The organism is Moorena producens 3L, from assembly GCF_000211815.1.
GTDB lineage: Bacteria > Cyanobacteriota > Cyanobacteriia > Cyanobacteriales > Coleofasciculaceae > Moorena > Moorena producens.
Genome location: NZ_GL890974.1, coordinates 1 through 15,859, shown reverse-complemented (window position 1 = coordinate 15,859; position 15,859 = coordinate 1). Strand labels below are relative to the sequence as shown.

The window sequence follows — 15,859 nt, the reverse complement described above, 5'->3', positions numbered from 1 at the left end:
TAGCTCAGCCACAGCAGGAATCGACTCCTCTTGGTTTGGCTGATTAGTTGGCGCTGCTAGGAGTTCAGCCACAGCAGGAATCGACTCCTCCTGCTTTGGCTGGTCAGTAGGCAGGATGGTTTGATCAATAATTTCTTGGACTAATTCTTCTTGGACTAATTCTGCTTCTGAAGGTGAGGAATCTACAGAGGGAATAGACTCCTGTTGCTCTGGTTGCTTGGCAGCTGAGGTAGTGTTATTGATGACTTCTACCACTAGCTCCCCTACCTCTGAGTTTGGGGCTGCTTCTGTTAAGGATTCTTGGTTAGGTGTAGCTACTGAGTTATTCTGAGGCTTAGTAACTGATGGTAAATCTTCTGAGGCTCCGGATTCCATGCCGCTCAAGGCAATTGCCGTCCCCACACCTACAGCTAATATATAACGAAAAGTTGGCATAGATTTTACAGTTGATTTTTAGTCTTAGCAGAATTACTTCTCTTGCTCAATTTAGCAACCAATGGCAGGATAATGGCTTGCTATTGCGTTTAGCAAAGGAATATTCCCGGTTTGCATATCTAAATCAGGATTGAGCCTCAAATTGCCATTTTTTATAGGAGTTGCTCTTTAACAAGACTTTATTATAGTGGGCAATGGCTTCACAGTATCCTCATATTGGCAATTTTTTGTTGCAGGGAGAAAAGTGACTAGATGCGTTCGCTTTTAGCGGAAGCTGAGGCCTTTGGCCACGCTTTGCGAACGCTTCATCGCATAACCCCTAGAATAATCTGTCACACATTTCAATTGTGAATAGGGGCTGATCGCTTTTAGCGGAAGCTGAGGCCTTTGGCCACGCTTTGCGAACGCTTCATCGGGAGATGGGGAGATGGGGAGATGGAGACCTCACTTGGGTAGGTTTTTTACATTTGGGCGAGTACGTACTGGCATTGGGAATAAATTTCTCAAAATATGTCGGAAAATCTACAAGAATTTCCACCGATTACCGACCCATCTCCCCATTAGCCATTACCGATTACCCATTACCGATTAGCCATTACCCATTACCTATTACCTATTACCTATTACCTATTACCTATCTCCAAAGTAAAAAACCTACCCTTGTCAGGAGATGGAGACTGGGAGATGGGGAGATGGTAGACTCGCTTTTGCATAAGGGTCGCGATTGACCGTAGGTCACGCTACTTGAGGTGGAAATTTAAATGCATATTAACTGACTGCTTGCTGTGATCGTAAAACTGGGTTGACTAGGGATGGGAAGATAGGGAAATGCCAGGATGGAGAGATGGGAATCGAGCAACTTTTTGTCAATCCAGATATCGGGTTGATGGGTTAAATTCTATTACTGAGCCGATGCTCTAGTATCAGTAAGTGGCCTCAATTACGATAAAACTATTCTTTTTTGACCTTAGGTTAGATTGGGGTGGGGTTGAACAGCAGAACAGGTTTTCCTGTCTGCCACACTACCAAAACCTTATCCCTTTTGTGACGATTACTTGATGCTCAGGGTTAATTGTGTTCCAAGGGTTTTGCCATCGCTTTTAGCGGAAGCTGAGGCCTTTGGCCACGCTTTGCGAACGCTTCATCGCGTAGCGGCTCGTACCGAGCATCGCATTCTCTTGCTTACTATCTATTCGGCATTCACAAATTCACCAAATTGTGTCTGCCTAAGGTTTATGGCTAAGGATTAACAGTGGGATAACGTTCTTTCTTGAAACAAGGCGTTAGCAATCCGGCAATAGCAAGGCGTTAGCAATCCACCAATAGACCTTACGCCAGTCAAATTACCTAATTTTTTACAAAAATAAGCAGCAATAAAATTTAGTAAACCCTGGAGCAAAAATCCAGAAATAAACAGACTTTTAAATAATTATTTGTATTTATTAATTTCAGGGTATTATTTATTTAGCCTTAGGTATTTATATGACAACCTGTTAACTAGTGAATAAAAATCCATACATATTTTTTTTCCTGTGCTCTGTTCCCTGTTCCCTGTTTATACACTTGATCCATAGCCTAAGTTTTTATATTTTTTTTTATATTTTTTGATAGTTAAGATTATATAATTAATTCAGTAAATTAAGAGCACCACTGACTCATAAATCATAAATAATGATAAAACCATGAGCTATATATTCTGAATCACTCTGAGGTTAATCATAATTATAAGGGAGTTAAACCAAGAAATAATGAAAAGCGATTAATCACAAAAAATCTTGAAGTATTGAATTATTTTGTATAAGTTTTATAACTTTTTTTATGTCCTGAGTACGGTCTTTTTTTGCAATTAAGGTAGCATTGCGATCGCGTACCACCACCACATCGTCTAAACCAATAGTAACAATCACCTCATCTTCACTACTGGAGTAGACAATTGCTCCTTGAGTATCCAGTTCTACATGATTAGCCATTGCGACATTTTTAGCATCGCCATTATGCAGGCGTTCTAAGGCATTCCAATCTCCCAAATCATCCCAACCAAAGGAGGCTGGTAAAACATAAGCTAGTTGTGTTTTTTCCATCAAAGCATAGTCAATACTTTTCTTATCTAGCTCAGCATAAGCCGCCACACCTTTTTCTTCTAAAGGGGCAATAATTTCTGGTGCATGGGTGCGCAATTCATCTAAAACTACCCCAGCCCGGAAAATGAACATTCCACTGTTCCAGCTGAATCGACCAGTAGACAAAAATTCCTCAGCGGTCTCTTGGTTAGGCTTTTCGGTGAACCGACTGACCTGATACACTGGCAATCCTTCAAACGTGCCAGTCTTATCACCTTGCTCAATGTAACCGTAGCCTGTAGAAGGGTATTGGGGCGTGATGCCTAAGGTCACAATCGATGACTCAGCAGCAGCCAATTGAGCAGCCGCCTTGATAGTTTCCTGAAACCCTTGCTCATCTTCAATCCAGTGGTCAGCAGGGAAAAAGCCCACTACCGCATCTTCTCCGTAAGCCTTAGCAATCTCTAGAGTTGCCCAAGCCACCGCTGGTGCTGTATCCCGTCCTTCCGGTTCAGCTAATAGATGCTTCTGGGGTAACGATGGTAGTTGTTGAGTCACCCCCTCAGCTAACATAGCAGAAGTAATCACCCACAACTGTTCTGGCCCGACCGTCAGCTTAATCAATCGGTCAGCCGTTGCCTGTAAAAGACTCTTACCACTACCATCCAAACATAAAAACTGCTTGGGTCGTTGCTTACGGCTCAACGGCCAAAACCGTTCTCCTTTGCCACCAGCAAGAATCACAGGTATGAGAGAGTTATCCATGATGTAGCCTTAACTGTAGTTTTCTGCTACATACTAACCTCACTTTCCCTGATTCAGCTGGTATAGGCTGTAGATTATGAAAAATGGTTAAAGTACTTCTTTAGCCATGAGATTAGTCATGACTAATCTCATGACTAATCTCATTTGTCCACCAATTCCTTCATACCTGTTCAGGCATTCCTGTTGTGCATTGATCATAAACGATTAATCACTCATTGATGTTCCTCAAAGCGCTTTCCCCAGGAGCTTTAGCCGTGGGTAGCCAAAGCGCTTTTTTCAATTAAGCCACTTTGAAGGTAGGCACAATGGTTTATTGGCTTTGACTTCTAGACTTATAGACTAATAAATAACGTAAGCATTCAGTCGTCAGCCGTCAGCTAAAAGCTCACGCTACTTGAGGTGCCGTCAGGCGTCAGCCGTCAGCATTCAGCTGACGTAACAAAGATTAAACGAATGCTTACTTGTTTTATTTAAAAGCTCAAAGCTGAGAGCTGAGAGCTGAGAGCTGAGAGTTGATAGCTGAATGCTTACCAAAGAAGAATATCTTAAACTGTAGCCACAGGCTACAGTTTAATTGGATAGCCAACTATAGGCTTGGAACTTGAATGCTTGGCCTTTCGGCCAGGCTACGCGAACAACAGTCATCACAATTCATAGGTAGATTTGGATACAGGTGTGATTAATAATGCCTCAGCTTCAACACCACAACCATCACCCCAAGAGGGTGATACAGGAGTCTCTTACTCTCAGCTTGACCTGACTACAGACCTAGACGCTTCTGTCTCTGGATTAAGATTAACCTTTGCCCCCTATTTGCGGTGGGTATTTTGGAGTAGCGCTTTTGTCCTGACAGCAGTTATTTCTGCGGCTTTGGGAGCCACCTTAGCCCTAGTTACCCCATTGTCGCCCCTGATTAAATCCCATTCTCAACCGGAAAACTCCAAAATCCCCCAGAATCAACCAGCGGCTTCTGAGCACAAGTCTTGGCGTAAAAGCTTTCCCTATAACCTGTCACGACCGGTTAATATCCTGGTGATGGGAATAGACCGAGTCCCAGATGCGTTGCCAGGTTCCCCAGAGGTTTTTGGAGGTCGCAGTGATACCCTGTTGCTGTTGCGCTTAGACCCTAAAGACCACTCAGTGAATATGCTTTCAATTCCACGGGATACCAGAATAGAAATTCCCGGTGTTGGGATAATTAAAATTAACGATGCCAATGTCAAAGGTGGATCTACCTTAACCGCAGAAGTGGTTAGCCGTACCTTGAATGATGTGCCAATTGATAGGTATGTGCGCATTACCACTGATGCATTTCGGGAACTTGTGGACTTGGTCGGTGGCTTGGAAGTGTTTGTGCCTGAGAGGATGGAATATGTAGATGTCACTCAGAAACTGGAAATTGATTTAGAACCAGGGTGGCAAACTTTGAATGGAGACCAAGCCGAACAATTTGCTCGATTCCGAAAAGACAATGGTGATATTGCTCGGATACAGCGGCAGCAGATCTTACTCAAGGCCCTGCGCCAGCGTTTAGTTACTCCCAGTGTCTTGCCTCGTTTACCCAAAATCCTGCGAGTGATGCAGCAGTATATTGATACCAATCTCAGCTTAGAGGAAATCTTGGCACTGGTCGGTTTTGGTCTAGAGGTTGGTAAAGATAATATCAGAATGGTACTCTTGCCTGGTCGATTTAGCAAGGCTGATGAATACATTGCCAGTTACTGGCTGATGAATTCACGAGGGCGAGACCGAGTGATGAGTGAGTATTTCGAGCAAGAACCGAAATATAAGAGTTCATTAAAGCGCCGCCGTTCACCCCATCGGGTCAGAATTGCGGTTCAAAATGCTACCGATGACCCAGAACTTGGTCGCCGTGTTGCCCGCTATTTAGCCAGACATGACTTCTACAATGTCTATTATGTCTCAGATTGGCCTGACCGCTTGTCCCAGACTGAGATTATTGTTCAGCAAGGGGACATAAAAACAGCAGATATTGTCAAAAAAGTCCTGGGACTAGGTAGAGTAGAAGCATCCTCTACTGGTCATCTCAAATCTGAGCTGACGATTAGAGTCGGTGAAGATTGGTTAGAGAGGGAGTTTTAGGCTTTAAGTTTTAAGGAGTCAGGTTCACAAGTGATTAGGGTGATTTGGCGACGCTTATTGGGACTAATTTTAGTTCTTGTTATGGCTTGGCTATGGGTGCTTTTATCGGCTACTCCTGCCTATGCTCAGGAGAATACAGTAAATTATGCCCTTACGGATTTGAGTTATCGTGACTTTTCCCATGGCAATTTAGTTCGTGGCGTATTTGCAGGCGCTGAAATGCGAGGCACAAACTTCCAAGGTGCTGACCTGAGTGGATCTATCTTCACCAAGGGAAATTTATTGAAAGCCAATCTCGAAGGTGCAAACCTGACCGATTCTTTGGCAGATCGGGTAATTTTAGACCAAGCTAATTTGACCAATGCTATTTTGACCGATGCAATTATGAATAGCACCAGGTTTTACGATGCCGAGATAACTGGTGCTGATTTTACCGATGCCTTGATTGACCGCTATCAGGCTAAACTGATGTGTGGCCGTGCTACGGGGGTAAATCCTGTAACTGGGATCTCCACACGGGATAGTTTAGGCTGTCGCTAGGCTGAAGGAGTTGAGCTGGGCTAAGGGGTTCCAGAGCAGGATGTCTTGTAATAATTCCTGATAACCAGCCACATTGGGATGGAGACCATCTGGAGATAGGTGTTGAGAGCACCAATCATAACCACGGGACGTCCATAAATCAAAAACGTCTAGATAGGGAATTTGACGCCTCAGACAAGCAAGGCGAGTAGCTTCTTTGTAGCAGTACTGGTCAGCATGAGTGTAGTAAAAACAATCGAGAAAGGGCATTTTCCTTTCATCCACTGGTACCATGCCCACAAATAGCACTGGACAGAGTTGCTGGGCTAGCTCAAGCAGATTGGCTAGTTCTTCCTGGAAACTATCAAAATTAGTAAAATTCTTGCCATCGGGACGTCCCTTACGGGCTGAATCGTTAACGCCCACTGATAAAATAATGGCATCAGGTACACGGTTTCTGAGTTCACCACGACTGCGAAATTCATGCTCTAGTCGCTTGTGGACTTGGGTAACCCCATCACCCCGAACTCCTAAATTGTAGAGTACATGACCAGGACTATCGGGTAACATCCACTGACGTCGCAGTCGCTCTACCCAGCCGCCACCTTCTGGGTCTCCAAATCCATAGATCAGACTATCTCCGAGGACAACGAATTTCAGGGGAGTTCTTTGGCGCTGATGGAATGACTCAAAGCTAGGAGCGGCAAGTGTTTGCATAGACAAGATTTATTTAGTCAGATAATTGTTAACAACTCGACACACTCTTGATAGCTTAGCAATGGTATGATCTTTTGTATATGTAAAAGGTACATCTACCACAGGAGTCAATCCAAGTACTCTGACCCCTAAGGTAGCCCATCGATGCGATCGCATATACACTTCCCATATACACAACATAATCCCATATGCGCATCATCTTATTTACATACTTATTGACATATAAGTAGGCTGGGATAGTTTGGTAGAACTTCCCAGCCTGGGTTAGATATATAGTTTCGGTATAGTTAGTCGATTCGGTATAGTTAGTACAAATTGACTGTTCTTTCTTATTATTGTCATACATACCAAGCAATGTAAGTAGTAATCACGCAACTTCACAAATTCTTTCACTTTTTGATGGTATATTATTAACCTCAAGAAAAGTTTTATGACTTGTCTCAGGGGTAACCCCTAGTTTAGGAGTGAAGTATGCTAGGGTAGAGGGGGCGATACTGATTTTAACCAGAAAGCAACACATCATAAACCTTATGCTGCACAAAATCTATAACTTTGATTCAATGGACATTCTGCAACGGACGGAGCAGCTAGTAAGTGCAGCTTCTAATCGTTATCGGATAACTGTACAAGTGGCCAGCCGTGCTAAGCGCCGTCGCTTCGAAGATTTTGAAAGTCTAGATGAGCCATCAATGAAGCCAGTGCTGCGAGCAATTGTTGAGATGTCTGATGAACTGACGCAGCCAGAGATTATTGCGGACTAAGCTATAGTGCTGAGTGAGTCAGGGGGTTAGAGGGTCAGGGGCAAGAATAGTTCTTTCACCTAGTTTTATCCCAAGGTTGTGCAGGAATGTTCAATAGTCGTCTCTAAGCAATGTACAAGACTAATAGAATTAAACTAGCGCTAGGTTTAACTATTACTACTTTGACCAGTGGTTTACTATTGCTGTGGGAATCCTACGACCAAGCCCCCGGTGTCTTCCAGCTCCTAGGAGCACAGCCTGCTGTCGCCCAGTTTTTTATTCCCCCAGAGATTAGCAAGGTAGTATATCAGCGTTTACCGGATTTACCACAAGAGAACCAATACATTAGCAAAGAAAGCGGTGAAGTAGCTGCCAATAATACCCTGGTTAACCGCTTAATTCGGTATCACGTCTATGGTAAAAAACGGTTGCCCAATTACCGTTTTGATTGGAAATTGACCATGGCTGACTATCTAGGTGCACACGATTACCTAGTAGCATCCCAGTATCCCAGTGGGAATACCTTAACCGAAAATCCCATGAAAGGGGATATTGCAGCGATAGAACAATTAACTCGTGCCGAACGGGATGCACTAGTAAGCGTTTTGGTCAGCATATTCAATCCCAATCGCACCGAAACTGTTGCACCAGAGTCGAGCACACAACCATCACCTGGGACACCATCACCTGCCACAACCTCCAATCCTACATCACCTGCGACAACCTCCAATCCTAGAAGAGGACTATCCTTACCTAAACCAGGAGATGCTCAGTTACTCAAACCTAATTGACTTGTCTGGTGAATTGGGCAGAATCACGTTAATGGAACGTCTTGTTAAACATGGAGAAGGCTGGCGTATTGGTTGGGATCCGGAGGCTCCTAACTATAAAGGTTTAGTCGGTGGCGAGCACTGGGCATTTGAGCTAACGGAGTCGGAGTTGAACGACTTTTGTCGGTTGTTGCTGCAATTAGCTCAGACTATGAGTGAGATGGCAAGTGAGTTGATGGACGAAGAGAAAATTACTTGTGAAGCAGAAAGTGATTGGCTGTGGATGGAGGTAGAGGGCTATCCTTCCGCTTATACCCTACGCTTGATTTTGAATCAGGGACGCTGTTGTGAGGGGAGCTGGGTGGCAACAGCGGTTCCAGGGTTGCTAGCAGCAGCTAAGTCCCTAAAAGTATTTTAGTTTAGTTGTTCAAATCTCGAATAGTGTGGTATAATAGATAAAGTTTTCCGGGGCGTAGCGCAGCTTGGTAGCGCACCACTTTGGGGTAGTGGGGGTCGTGGGTTCAAATCCCGCCGCTCCGATTCGGTTTTAAAATTCGCTAGGGTAGTCAGTCCCAATTTGTCACTGTTGTCTGATTAATGTGATCTGGACAAAGTATCTGTGAAAAACTAAAAAAGCGGCGTTGCATCGGGTGCATCTCATATTTGTAAAAAAGATCGGGAGTGTGGGGAGTTTGGGGCCCCTCACAGGGGTAGGTTTTTTACATTAGGGTAAAACATGGGGCGACCCAGAGGGAGAGGAAAAGGAAAACAACTTAGGTGCGCTTGACCTATTAAGAATTAAATTCGCCACGGGTCGCACCTGAAGAAGCGATGCAGCTTCGGAACAGGGGGTTTCCCCCGGAGACGAAACCTAAGACAGGGGAGCCTTTATGGTTGGTAGGCTATGCAGATGCATGGTTAAAACTTGAGGCGCGACCCCGTAATTTAATTCTTCACGCGGAAAGCGCGCCTCCATTGATTAAGGCTCCCCTGTCTTACGGTAACTTCAAACCACTCGCTATTGCATCAAGACAATGATGATTTTGAAGGACAAATTAAGTACATTTTCTTATCCCCCACACCCCACGCCCCACACCCCACACCTGAGGTCTTTGTAAAAAACCTACCCTTATGAGGTTAGGGGGGATTCCTCTTGCCTTGCGCGTAGCGCTATATTACTTCACCAATCAAATGGTTTATAGTCTTTCAGGAACACCCCATAGAGGCGCTCCCCTGCTAACCCGCGCACAATGGGATCATAAACCCGTGCAGCGCCATCAATCACATCAAGTGGTGGACGGAATCCTTGCTGACGGAGGTATTCACGCACAGGATGAGGCTTCTCGTCCGTAATCCAACCCGTGTCAACACTGGTCATATAAATGCGATCGCAAACATAATCCATCCCCACCGTTCGGGTCATCATGTTCAGTGCAGCTTTAGCCATATTAGTGTGGGGATGATAGGGTGTCTTATTACCATAGGAGAATTGACCTTCTACAGCAGAGACATTGACAATATAACGATCCTCGAAAGGAGATGCCATCAGTGACGGCTTCAAGCGGGAATTAAATAAGTAAGGTGCCATAGTCGTTACCAACCAAGCCTCAACCATCTCGATCGGCTCAACCTGGTCAAGTAAGAGTCGCCAGCTATTAACATGCCTCAAATCTAAGGGCTGACCCTCAATGTCAAGGACTCCATCCGGAAAGTTTGGATCCTCCTTGCTGCTCAGACAGAGCTGGTAAAAAGCGTTAAGTGCTGACTTCTTTACCAGAGCCTCTGATTCAGCTTTCACCCATTGCCTGGTTTGTTGATCCAGACTCTCCATCTCCCCTTGGACAAGAGCTTTGAAGTATGCAGGTGGGCGGCGAATGGTTTGGGCAGCATTATTGATAATAATATTGAGTGGGGGAGATGCCAGCAACTGATCGATAAATGCCATCACCCCACGCAGATCACGAAAGTCTAGCCCGTAGATTTCCAATCGCTCACCCCATACCTGTGAATCTTTCTCAGCCAGGTATCGACGGGCGGCATCTTTCGGGAATCGGGTGGTTACAATCACATGAGCACCGTCCCGTAGCATTTTGAGTGCAATGTGATACCCAATCTTAATCCGTCCACCCGTGACTAGCACTCGCCGACCCTGTAAGTCAGTTCGGGCGTAGCGCCGACTATAGTGTTCCGGGGCACAGTTAGGACAAAACTGGTGGTAAAAGTGATGTACACGTTTGTAAGGCTGCTTGCACAGGTAGCATAGCTGGGGAGTATAGAGTTGATCATGCTCAAGGGATACCCCTGCAGCCCAGCTGGCGTAATCGTTCCGGCAAGGCTTCGCCATGAATCTGGGCGCGAGCGAGCAAAGCCAAGTCATGCTGACGGCGAGCCTGCTTGCGCTGGTGGCGACGCTTTTGTTTGAGTCGCTTCATCAGTGCTGAGGCCGCCCGTTCAATAGTCAACAGCTGTGGATTGTCACTGGACATCCTACCCGCTGCCTCCAGCACCCTCAGGCAAATGGCTAACTCCTGCTCATTGAAACTTGGGTGATGGGGTTGGGTAATATCCATAGTTGTATGTACTACACAAGCTGTACTACACAGACAGAATTCGGCGGGGGCGATTCAGCAAAGCCGACTTGTTCACAGCTTAGAAGGCTGGTGTGACTGCCTCTGCACTACGTTCCATTATAATACAATTATATTACAGAAGTAGATTAGATGTTGATAAATACCACAAAGTTAGCAGAAGGGCAAGATATGGGAGTATAGGAGTTTCTAAGTCAGTCAATCAGGATTCACCCACAGGAAACATTTATAGCACTACCCATTCAGATGTTTGACATTTCTAAACTCCGAAACCTAGTCCTAGCTGACTTCTGACTTTTGACTTCTGACTTCTGACGCTAAGCGTAGCGCTATACCAACCGAGCCAGAGTTCCCTCCATGATAGCCGTGCTTTGACCAGAGACAGTAAATACCAAAGCTTCCCGATAGACTCGCTGGGCAGCATGGTGTTTGTAGTTAGCAGCACCACTAGACACAGTCACCCCTGCTTGAGCACATCTTCCTGCTAAGTTAATTGCCCAAGTCCTCAGTTGTAGCCGTTGTTGAAAAGTCTGAGAATTTGCTTGTGCTGCTTGGATCATAGCTGTCTGGCAGCGAGTGAATTCCCCGTGGAGGGATTCAAAAGTATTGTATAGAAAATCCAGTTGCTTGGTTTTGGCAGCCGCTTCTACAATGTCCAGTCCAGCTTGGGCACATCCTAGGGCCAAAAAACCAGCAGACAAAAGTTTCTTCTGGTCATTTTCGTGAATTGCACCTGCTTTAGCAATCGAGACCACACGTTCTTCAGGTAAGAACCAATCGGTAAGGGTAGCACTAACCGTATTGGTGGATTCCATCGCCGCCAGTGCCATGGGTTTGCTAAAGGTAATAGTACCACCTCCATCTTGGCAAGTTGGAGTCAATGGCACCATACCGTAAACTTCTCGACCATCAGGCAATACTGCACCAATGACAAACTCTTGAAACAAGCTAAACCCAGTAACCCAAGGCACTTTTCCATTGATATGATATCCACCATCTACCGGAATAGCTTTCACCGGTGGGTTACCTGTTCGTCGCACTTGGGAAAAGCCGATACCAACTAGCACTTGACCCTTGGCTAATTTAGGAAGATACTGGTGCTTCAACGATTCATTCTCAGAGTAGGCGATCATTGCTCCAGCACTCTGGTGTTGCATTTGCAAGAATGCCAAAGCACCGGAATACCGTGCTAACAGTTGCTGGAAGTAGCCAAAGGTTGTGCTACTTACTTCTAGACCTCCCCAGGATTTCGGAATCCTTAGCCCTAGCAAAGTGCGAACGCTCATTCCCTTGAGAGCCTCTCGTAACACCTCAGGAGCACTATCAATTTCTGAAGCCAAGGGAGCAACGGATTCCCTGAGATAAGACTCCGCTGTCTCTAATAGGGTTTGGTGCTCATTATCGGGATACCGTTTGATCACCTGCATCAACCTTTCTAGTTACTCTGATCTACTACATTAATACTGCCACTGTGATTGTAAGCTATCAGCTATCAGCTATCAGTTATCAGTTATAGCAACCGAAGTATAGTTTAGGACAGAGTATTTTGGTTGAAAGGGACTTCGGAGCAGGGACTTCGGAGCAGGGAGCAGAAATATGTCTTAAGCTTTACTTCGACTGCTATATCAGTTATCAGTTATCAGTTATCAGCTTTTGAAGAAAACAGGTAAGCATTCGTTTAATCTGAGTTAAGTCTGCTGACAGCTGACGGCACCTCAAGTAGCACCATCTGTAGCGCATATGCTTACCTGTGATTTATAGCATTGCGTAATTCAGTGAGCTACTTTCACCAAAAAAAGCGATCGCGTAGGGTCGGCAAAGCCGAATCGCAGCTGTGAATACCAACTAAAAAGCAACTAAAAAACCGTTTCTTCCACGTTGTGGATCAAGACAATGAACAAAAGTTTATTTAAAAATATCTTCTTATCCAAAACTACTTCTTCCCTCCCCACACTCCCCACACTCCCCACACTCCCTACACTCCCCACACTCCCTATACACCCTATCTGCTCTATAAATTCCACACACCCCACACTTCCCACACTCCCCACACTCCTCCCTCTTCAAGCAGTTGCGCTGGCGCTATCTTGTCTATTAATCCTCACAGGTTGTCATCCGAACCAGTTTAAGACTCAAGCAGCTCAGGTCTCTCAACTAGTGTTAGCTACTCCTAGTGACCCAGCTACCTTTAACGCTATTGTTAATACCTCTCCCTTCGGTGTATTTGGTTACCTCTACGAAGGATTGTTGAGTGAGAATGGCATGACAGGGGAGTTGGAACCAGGACTAGCTGAATCTTGGGACATTTCCTCAGACCGACAGCAGATCACCTTCACCCTGCGGGATGGGGTAAAGTGGTCTGATGGGGCACCCCTAACAGTGGATGATGTGATCTTTACCTATCAGCAGCTTTACCTGAATCCCAAGATTCCCACAGTCTCCCGAGATTTCCTCCAGATTGGTAGTACTGGTAAGTACCCATCGGTGCGCAAACTAGATCAGCGGCGAGTTGAGTTTACCTTACCAGAACCCTTTGCGCCATTTGTGAGATACGCCGGAACCCTAGCCATTCTACCGGCTCATGCCTTAAAAGAGTCTGTGCAAGCCACTGATGGTAATGGCAATCCCCAGTTTCTTGCCACTTGGGGCACTGACACCAATCCCCAAGATATTGTTAGCAATGGTCCCTATCGACTACAAAAGTATACCCCTGCTGAGCGAGTCATCCTACAACGCAACCCTTATTACTGGCGTGCTGATGCTCAGGGAAATCCCCAACCCTACATTCAACGGATTGTCTTGCAAGTTATCCCATCCTCTGATAACCAGTTACTCAGATTTCGCTCTGGGGAGTTGGATAGCCTCAGAGTAAATCCTGAGGCCTTTGGGTTACTCAAACGAGAGGAAAAGCGGGGGAAATACACCATTTACAATGGAGGACCGATGCCTAGCATTAGGTTTGTCGGTTTTAATCTCAACAAAGCTCGCAATGCTCAAGGAAAACCTTTCGTAGACCCAGTCAAGTCTCGTTGGTTCAATACCTTGGCCTTTCGACAAGCGGTAGCCTATGCTATTGACCGGGAAAGGATGAAAACTAATATTTATCGGGGACTCGGTGAAGTACAACATTCCCCCATTGCTGTCCAAAGTCCCTATTACCTGTCCCCAGAAGAAGGGTTAAAAGTCTACAACTATCAACCCCAGAAGGCCAAACAATTACTATTAGACGCTGGTTTCAGATATAACTCCCAAAATCAGCTGCTGGATTGGGATGGCAACCGGGTAAGATTTACTATGCTGGTGAAATCAGACGATAAGTCCCGAGTAGACGCAGCAATTCAGATTAAACAAGACTTAAGCCAAATTGGGATAGAAGCAGATTTGCAGGTACTCAGCTTCAACCTTGTGCTCAGAAAGCTTCTATCGACTCGAGATTGGGAGTGTTATGTGGGTGCGTTTGGAGCAGGAGTAAATGAGCCTCACAATGTATTTGTGTTCTGGTACAGTGGAGGCTCGTTTCATCAATTTAATCAAGGTCCTCAACCCGGACAACCACCACTGGCAGGATGGGAAGTGTCTGACTGGGAGCAAGAGATTGACCGTCTGTTCAATGCTGGGATAAAAGAACTTGATCAGAGCAAACGCAAAGTCATTTATGGTCAATTCCAGGAAATCGTTGCCGAGGAGTTGCCCGTGTTTTTCCTGGTCAATTCACTAGACTTTCAGGCAGTACGCGATCGCATCGAGAATATCAAATTTTCTAGCTTAGGGGGACCGTTATGGAACATTGATGAGCTGAGAATTGCGGAAAACTAATCAAGTCTTGGGTCTTGGGGGATGGGGATTGTGGGGAGATGGGGAGATGGGGAGATGGGGAGAGTGTGGGGGTGTGAGGGCTAATAATTGGTAGAAAAATTTCTGCAAGACCTGCCCACAGACCGTCCTTACAGCTTATCCCTATAGGGTACCAGGACTAGAATGTGCGCGGAAAATTTGCTAAATTATAGTGTTTTTGGCAACATTATTTTAGTAATAAAACTGACAAAATTCATGAATTTTTACTCTTCTGGAATAAAATACTCCTTTAGCCTCTCTAGTGGTATTTTTCTGAGTCTCGGAACTGCAGAAATAGCCACTGCTGCCACTTTCAGTGATGCACCCATTTTTTCTGAAGTTGATAGCTTCAGTACTACCATTACAACCAATGGCAATCCGGCAGACATTTACTTTCCAGTTGTATCTAGGACTAGCAAGGAATTATTTCCCACTACCATCCTCTTGCCAGGTGGATTGGTAGACAAATCCTTCTACTCTAGTTTTGCGACTCAGGTTGCTAGCTACGGCTTTGTGGTTGTCGTTCCTAACAATAGGGTATCTCTACCCCAGTTTAATTTTGAAGGATTGCTTCCTGAAGCTTCGCAAATTAACTCGATTTTCGACTTTATTATTGCAGAAAGCGAGAATTATAATTCCCAGCTTGCGGGTATTGTGGATACCGAGAAGCTAGGTTTACTCGGTCATTCCCAAGGGGGGGCAGTCGGTTTAACCGCGATTGAAGATTCCTGTATTTTTCCCCTCTGTTTGGATGATTTTAATCGTCCAGAAGCACTTATGGCCGGTGCTTTCTACGGTACAAATCGATTCGATCCCTTCTTAATGGAATTTGTTCCTACGGCTAATGATGGCATTCCTGTGGCCTTAGTTCAAGGAAGCCTCGATGCTCGGGCAACCCCTGAGGAAGCTTTGGGGACTTTTGAGTTAATCCAAGATCCTCCCAAAGCATTGATTACCGTTGCAGGTGCCAATCACTTTAGTATTACTAATGTTAATAATCCGATACTTTTTGGCTACTAAAGTCTACTAGCGCAGACTTTAGTTCACCAATGCAAGCTGCTCTCGCAGCCAGGGTGTATCTACCAAAGCCCTCAGGAATATCCCGCGAGCGCCATTGATGTCCCGTTCGCGAAGCGTGACCAAAGGTCAATCCATAGACCGGCCATCAATCTTTGACCTAATGGTCTTACTGCCGCCGATGTTTACCATTTCTCCTGTCCAGCTCACAGTCTTGGAGGTATAGGCTTCACAGACATCTACTACTGTTTTCCCAGTTTCGGAAGCTTTGTGTTTAAAAACTCCTGAATCTGAAGGGGATAAAGTGAGTA

14 protein-coding genes, 1 tRNA gene and 1 pseudogene are annotated in these 15,859 nt (G+C 45.3%); 9 read left to right on the top strand and 7 right to left on the bottom strand.

What is annotated here, in order from left to right:
* A partial coding sequence (locus LYNGBM3L_RS35180) for a hypothetical protein (RefSeq protein WP_048815386.1) occupies positions 1-435 on the bottom strand: 435 nt, incomplete at its 3' end.
* A 419-nt stretch (positions 436-854) separates the two neighbouring features.
* On the opposite strand from LYNGBM3L_RS35180, the gene LYNGBM3L_RS46285 reads away from it, so the two are divergent.
* Positions 855-1,163, top strand: a complete 309-nt coding sequence (locus LYNGBM3L_RS46285) for a hypothetical protein (RefSeq protein WP_008191590.1) — start codon at positions 855-857, stop codon at positions 1,161-1,163.
* A gap of 1,035 nt (positions 1,164-2,198) precedes the next feature.
* Here the strand turns inward: LYNGBM3L_RS46285 and LYNGBM3L_RS32805 are convergent.
* Positions 2,199-3,260: a mannose-1-phosphate guanylyltransferase gene (locus tag LYNGBM3L_RS32805; protein WP_008191588.1), complete on the bottom strand. Its 1,062-nt coding sequence runs from the start codon at positions 3,258-3,260 to the stop codon at positions 2,199-2,201.
* 663 nt (positions 3,261-3,923) lie between these two features.
* Here LYNGBM3L_RS32805 and LYNGBM3L_RS32800 point away from each other — a divergent pair.
* Together LYNGBM3L_RS32800 and LYNGBM3L_RS32795 are read left to right on the top strand one after the other, a co-directional pair.
* The gene (locus tag LYNGBM3L_RS32800; RefSeq protein WP_008191583.1) at positions 3,924-5,363 is read left to right on the top strand and encodes an LCP family protein; all 1,440 of its coding nucleotides are present in this window, start codon (positions 3,924-3,926) and stop codon (positions 5,361-5,363) included.
* Positions 5,364-5,444: 81 nt separating this feature from the next.
* Entirely contained in the window at positions 5,445-5,903 is a 459-nt protein-coding gene (locus LYNGBM3L_RS32795; RefSeq protein WP_081431989.1) for a pentapeptide repeat-containing protein, read from the top strand.
* Here LYNGBM3L_RS32795 and LYNGBM3L_RS32790 read toward each other — a convergent pair.
* Complete coding sequence (locus LYNGBM3L_RS32790; protein ID WP_008191579.1) at positions 5,889-6,599, bottom strand: GDSL-type esterase/lipase family protein; 711 nt, start codon at positions 6,597-6,599, stop codon at positions 5,889-5,891. The two genes, LYNGBM3L_RS32795 and LYNGBM3L_RS32790, sit on opposite strands and share 15 nt — an antisense overlap.
* 530 nt (positions 6,600-7,129) lie before the next feature.
* Between LYNGBM3L_RS32790 and LYNGBM3L_RS32785 the strand changes: the two genes are divergently transcribed.
* The 4 genes from LYNGBM3L_RS32785 to LYNGBM3L_RS32770 all read left to right on the top strand — a co-directional run bounded on the left by LYNGBM3L_RS32785 (position 7,130) and on the right by LYNGBM3L_RS32770 (position 8,649).
* The gene (locus LYNGBM3L_RS32785) at positions 7,130-7,360 is read left to right on the top strand and encodes a DNA-directed RNA polymerase subunit omega (protein WP_008191578.1); all 231 of its coding nucleotides are present in this window, start codon (positions 7,130-7,132) and stop codon (positions 7,358-7,360) included.
* Between the two features lie 110 nt (positions 7,361-7,470).
* Entirely contained in the window at positions 7,471-8,130 is a 660-nt protein-coding gene (locus tag LYNGBM3L_RS32780; RefSeq protein WP_008191576.1) for a hypothetical protein, read from the top strand.
* A gap of 31 nt (positions 8,131-8,161) precedes the next feature.
* Positions 8,162-8,527 (top strand): DUF1818 family protein, encoded by a 366-nt coding sequence (locus LYNGBM3L_RS32775; protein WP_044495827.1) that lies wholly within the window; start codon positions 8,162-8,164, stop codon positions 8,525-8,527.
* 48 nt (positions 8,528-8,575) lie between these two features.
* Positions 8,576-8,649, top strand: a tRNA-Pro gene (locus tag LYNGBM3L_RS32770).
* A gap of 640 nt (positions 8,650-9,289) precedes the next feature.
* On the opposite strand, the gene LYNGBM3L_RS32760 is transcribed toward LYNGBM3L_RS32770, so the two are convergent.
* From LYNGBM3L_RS32760 to LYNGBM3L_RS32755, 3 genes are all read right to left on the bottom strand, one after another.
* Positions 9,290-10,453: an SDR family NAD(P)-dependent oxidoreductase gene (locus LYNGBM3L_RS32760; RefSeq protein WP_161603214.1), complete on the bottom strand. Its 1,164-nt coding sequence runs from the start codon at positions 10,451-10,453 to the stop codon at positions 9,290-9,292.
* Positions 10,398-10,679 carry a hypothetical protein gene (locus LYNGBM3L_RS42380; protein ID WP_008191569.1) on the bottom strand — a complete coding sequence of 94 codons (282 nt, stop codon included), beginning with the start codon at positions 10,677-10,679 and terminating at the stop codon, positions 10,398-10,400. Before LYNGBM3L_RS42380 ends, LYNGBM3L_RS32760 begins: the two co-directional genes overlap by 56 nt.
* Before the next feature lie 347 nt (positions 10,680-11,026).
* Positions 11,027-12,124, bottom strand: a complete 1,098-nt coding sequence (locus tag LYNGBM3L_RS32755) for an acyl-CoA dehydrogenase family protein (protein WP_008191568.1) — start codon at positions 12,122-12,124, stop codon at positions 11,027-11,029.
* 466 nt (positions 12,125-12,590) lie between these two features.
* Here LYNGBM3L_RS32755 and LYNGBM3L_RS32750 point away from each other — a divergent pair, with 466 nt between their 5' ends.
* Both LYNGBM3L_RS32750 and LYNGBM3L_RS32745 read left to right on the top strand, forming a co-directional pair.
* Positions 12,591-14,513: an ABC transporter substrate-binding protein gene (locus tag LYNGBM3L_RS32750; protein ID WP_081431874.1), complete on the top strand. Its 1,923-nt coding sequence runs from the start codon at positions 12,591-12,593 to the stop codon at positions 14,511-14,513.
* Positions 14,514-14,747: 234 nt separating this feature from the next.
* Complete coding sequence (locus LYNGBM3L_RS32745; RefSeq protein ID WP_008191560.1) at positions 14,748-15,551, top strand: alpha/beta hydrolase family protein; 804 nt, start codon at positions 14,748-14,750, stop codon at positions 15,549-15,551.
* Between the two features lie 126 nt (positions 15,552-15,677).
* On the opposite strand, the pseudogene LYNGBM3L_RS48165 reads toward LYNGBM3L_RS32745, so the two are convergent.
* Positions 15,678-15,859, bottom strand: a pseudogene (locus LYNGBM3L_RS48165) (hypothetical protein); the annotation flags it as partial.

Coding starts and splice junctions, on each gene's coding strand:
- LYNGBM3L_RS32775 (WP_044495827.1), top strand. CDS start 8,162: ATGGAACGTCTTGTTAAACATGGAGAAGGCTGGCGTATTGGTTGGGAT.
- LYNGBM3L_RS32780 (WP_008191576.1), top strand. CDS start 7,471: ATGTACAAGACTAATAGAATTAAACTAGCGCTAGGTTTAACTATTACT.
- LYNGBM3L_RS32785 (WP_008191578.1), top strand. CDS start 7,130: ATGCTGCACAAAATCTATAACTTTGATTCAATGGACATTCTGCAACGG.
- LYNGBM3L_RS42380 (WP_008191569.1), bottom strand. CDS start 10,679: ATGGATATTACCCAACCCCATCACCCAAGTTTCAATGAGCAGGAGTTA.
- LYNGBM3L_RS32745 (WP_008191560.1), top strand. CDS start 14,748: ATGAATTTTTACTCTTCTGGAATAAAATACTCCTTTAGCCTCTCTAGT.
- LYNGBM3L_RS32760 (WP_161603214.1), bottom strand. CDS start 10,453: ATGGCGAAGCCTTGCCGGAACGATTACGCCAGCTGGGCTGCAGGGGTA.
- LYNGBM3L_RS32750 (WP_081431874.1), top strand. CDS start 12,591: ATGAACAAAAGTTTATTTAAAAATATCTTCTTATCCAAAACTACTTCT.
- LYNGBM3L_RS32805 (WP_008191588.1), bottom strand. CDS start 3,260: ATGGATAACTCTCTCATACCTGTGATTCTTGCTGGTGGCAAAGGAGAA.
- LYNGBM3L_RS46285 (WP_008191590.1), top strand. CDS start 855: ATGGGGAGATGGGGAGATGGAGACCTCACTTGGGTAGGTTTTTTACAT.
- LYNGBM3L_RS32755 (WP_008191568.1), bottom strand. CDS start 12,124: ATGCAGGTGATCAAACGGTATCCCGATAATGAGCACCAAACCCTATTA.
- LYNGBM3L_RS32795 (WP_081431989.1), top strand. CDS start 5,445: ATGGCTTGGCTATGGGTGCTTTTATCGGCTACTCCTGCCTATGCTCAG.
- LYNGBM3L_RS32790 (WP_008191579.1), bottom strand. CDS start 6,599: ATGCAAACACTTGCCGCTCCTAGCTTTGAGTCATTCCATCAGCGCCAA.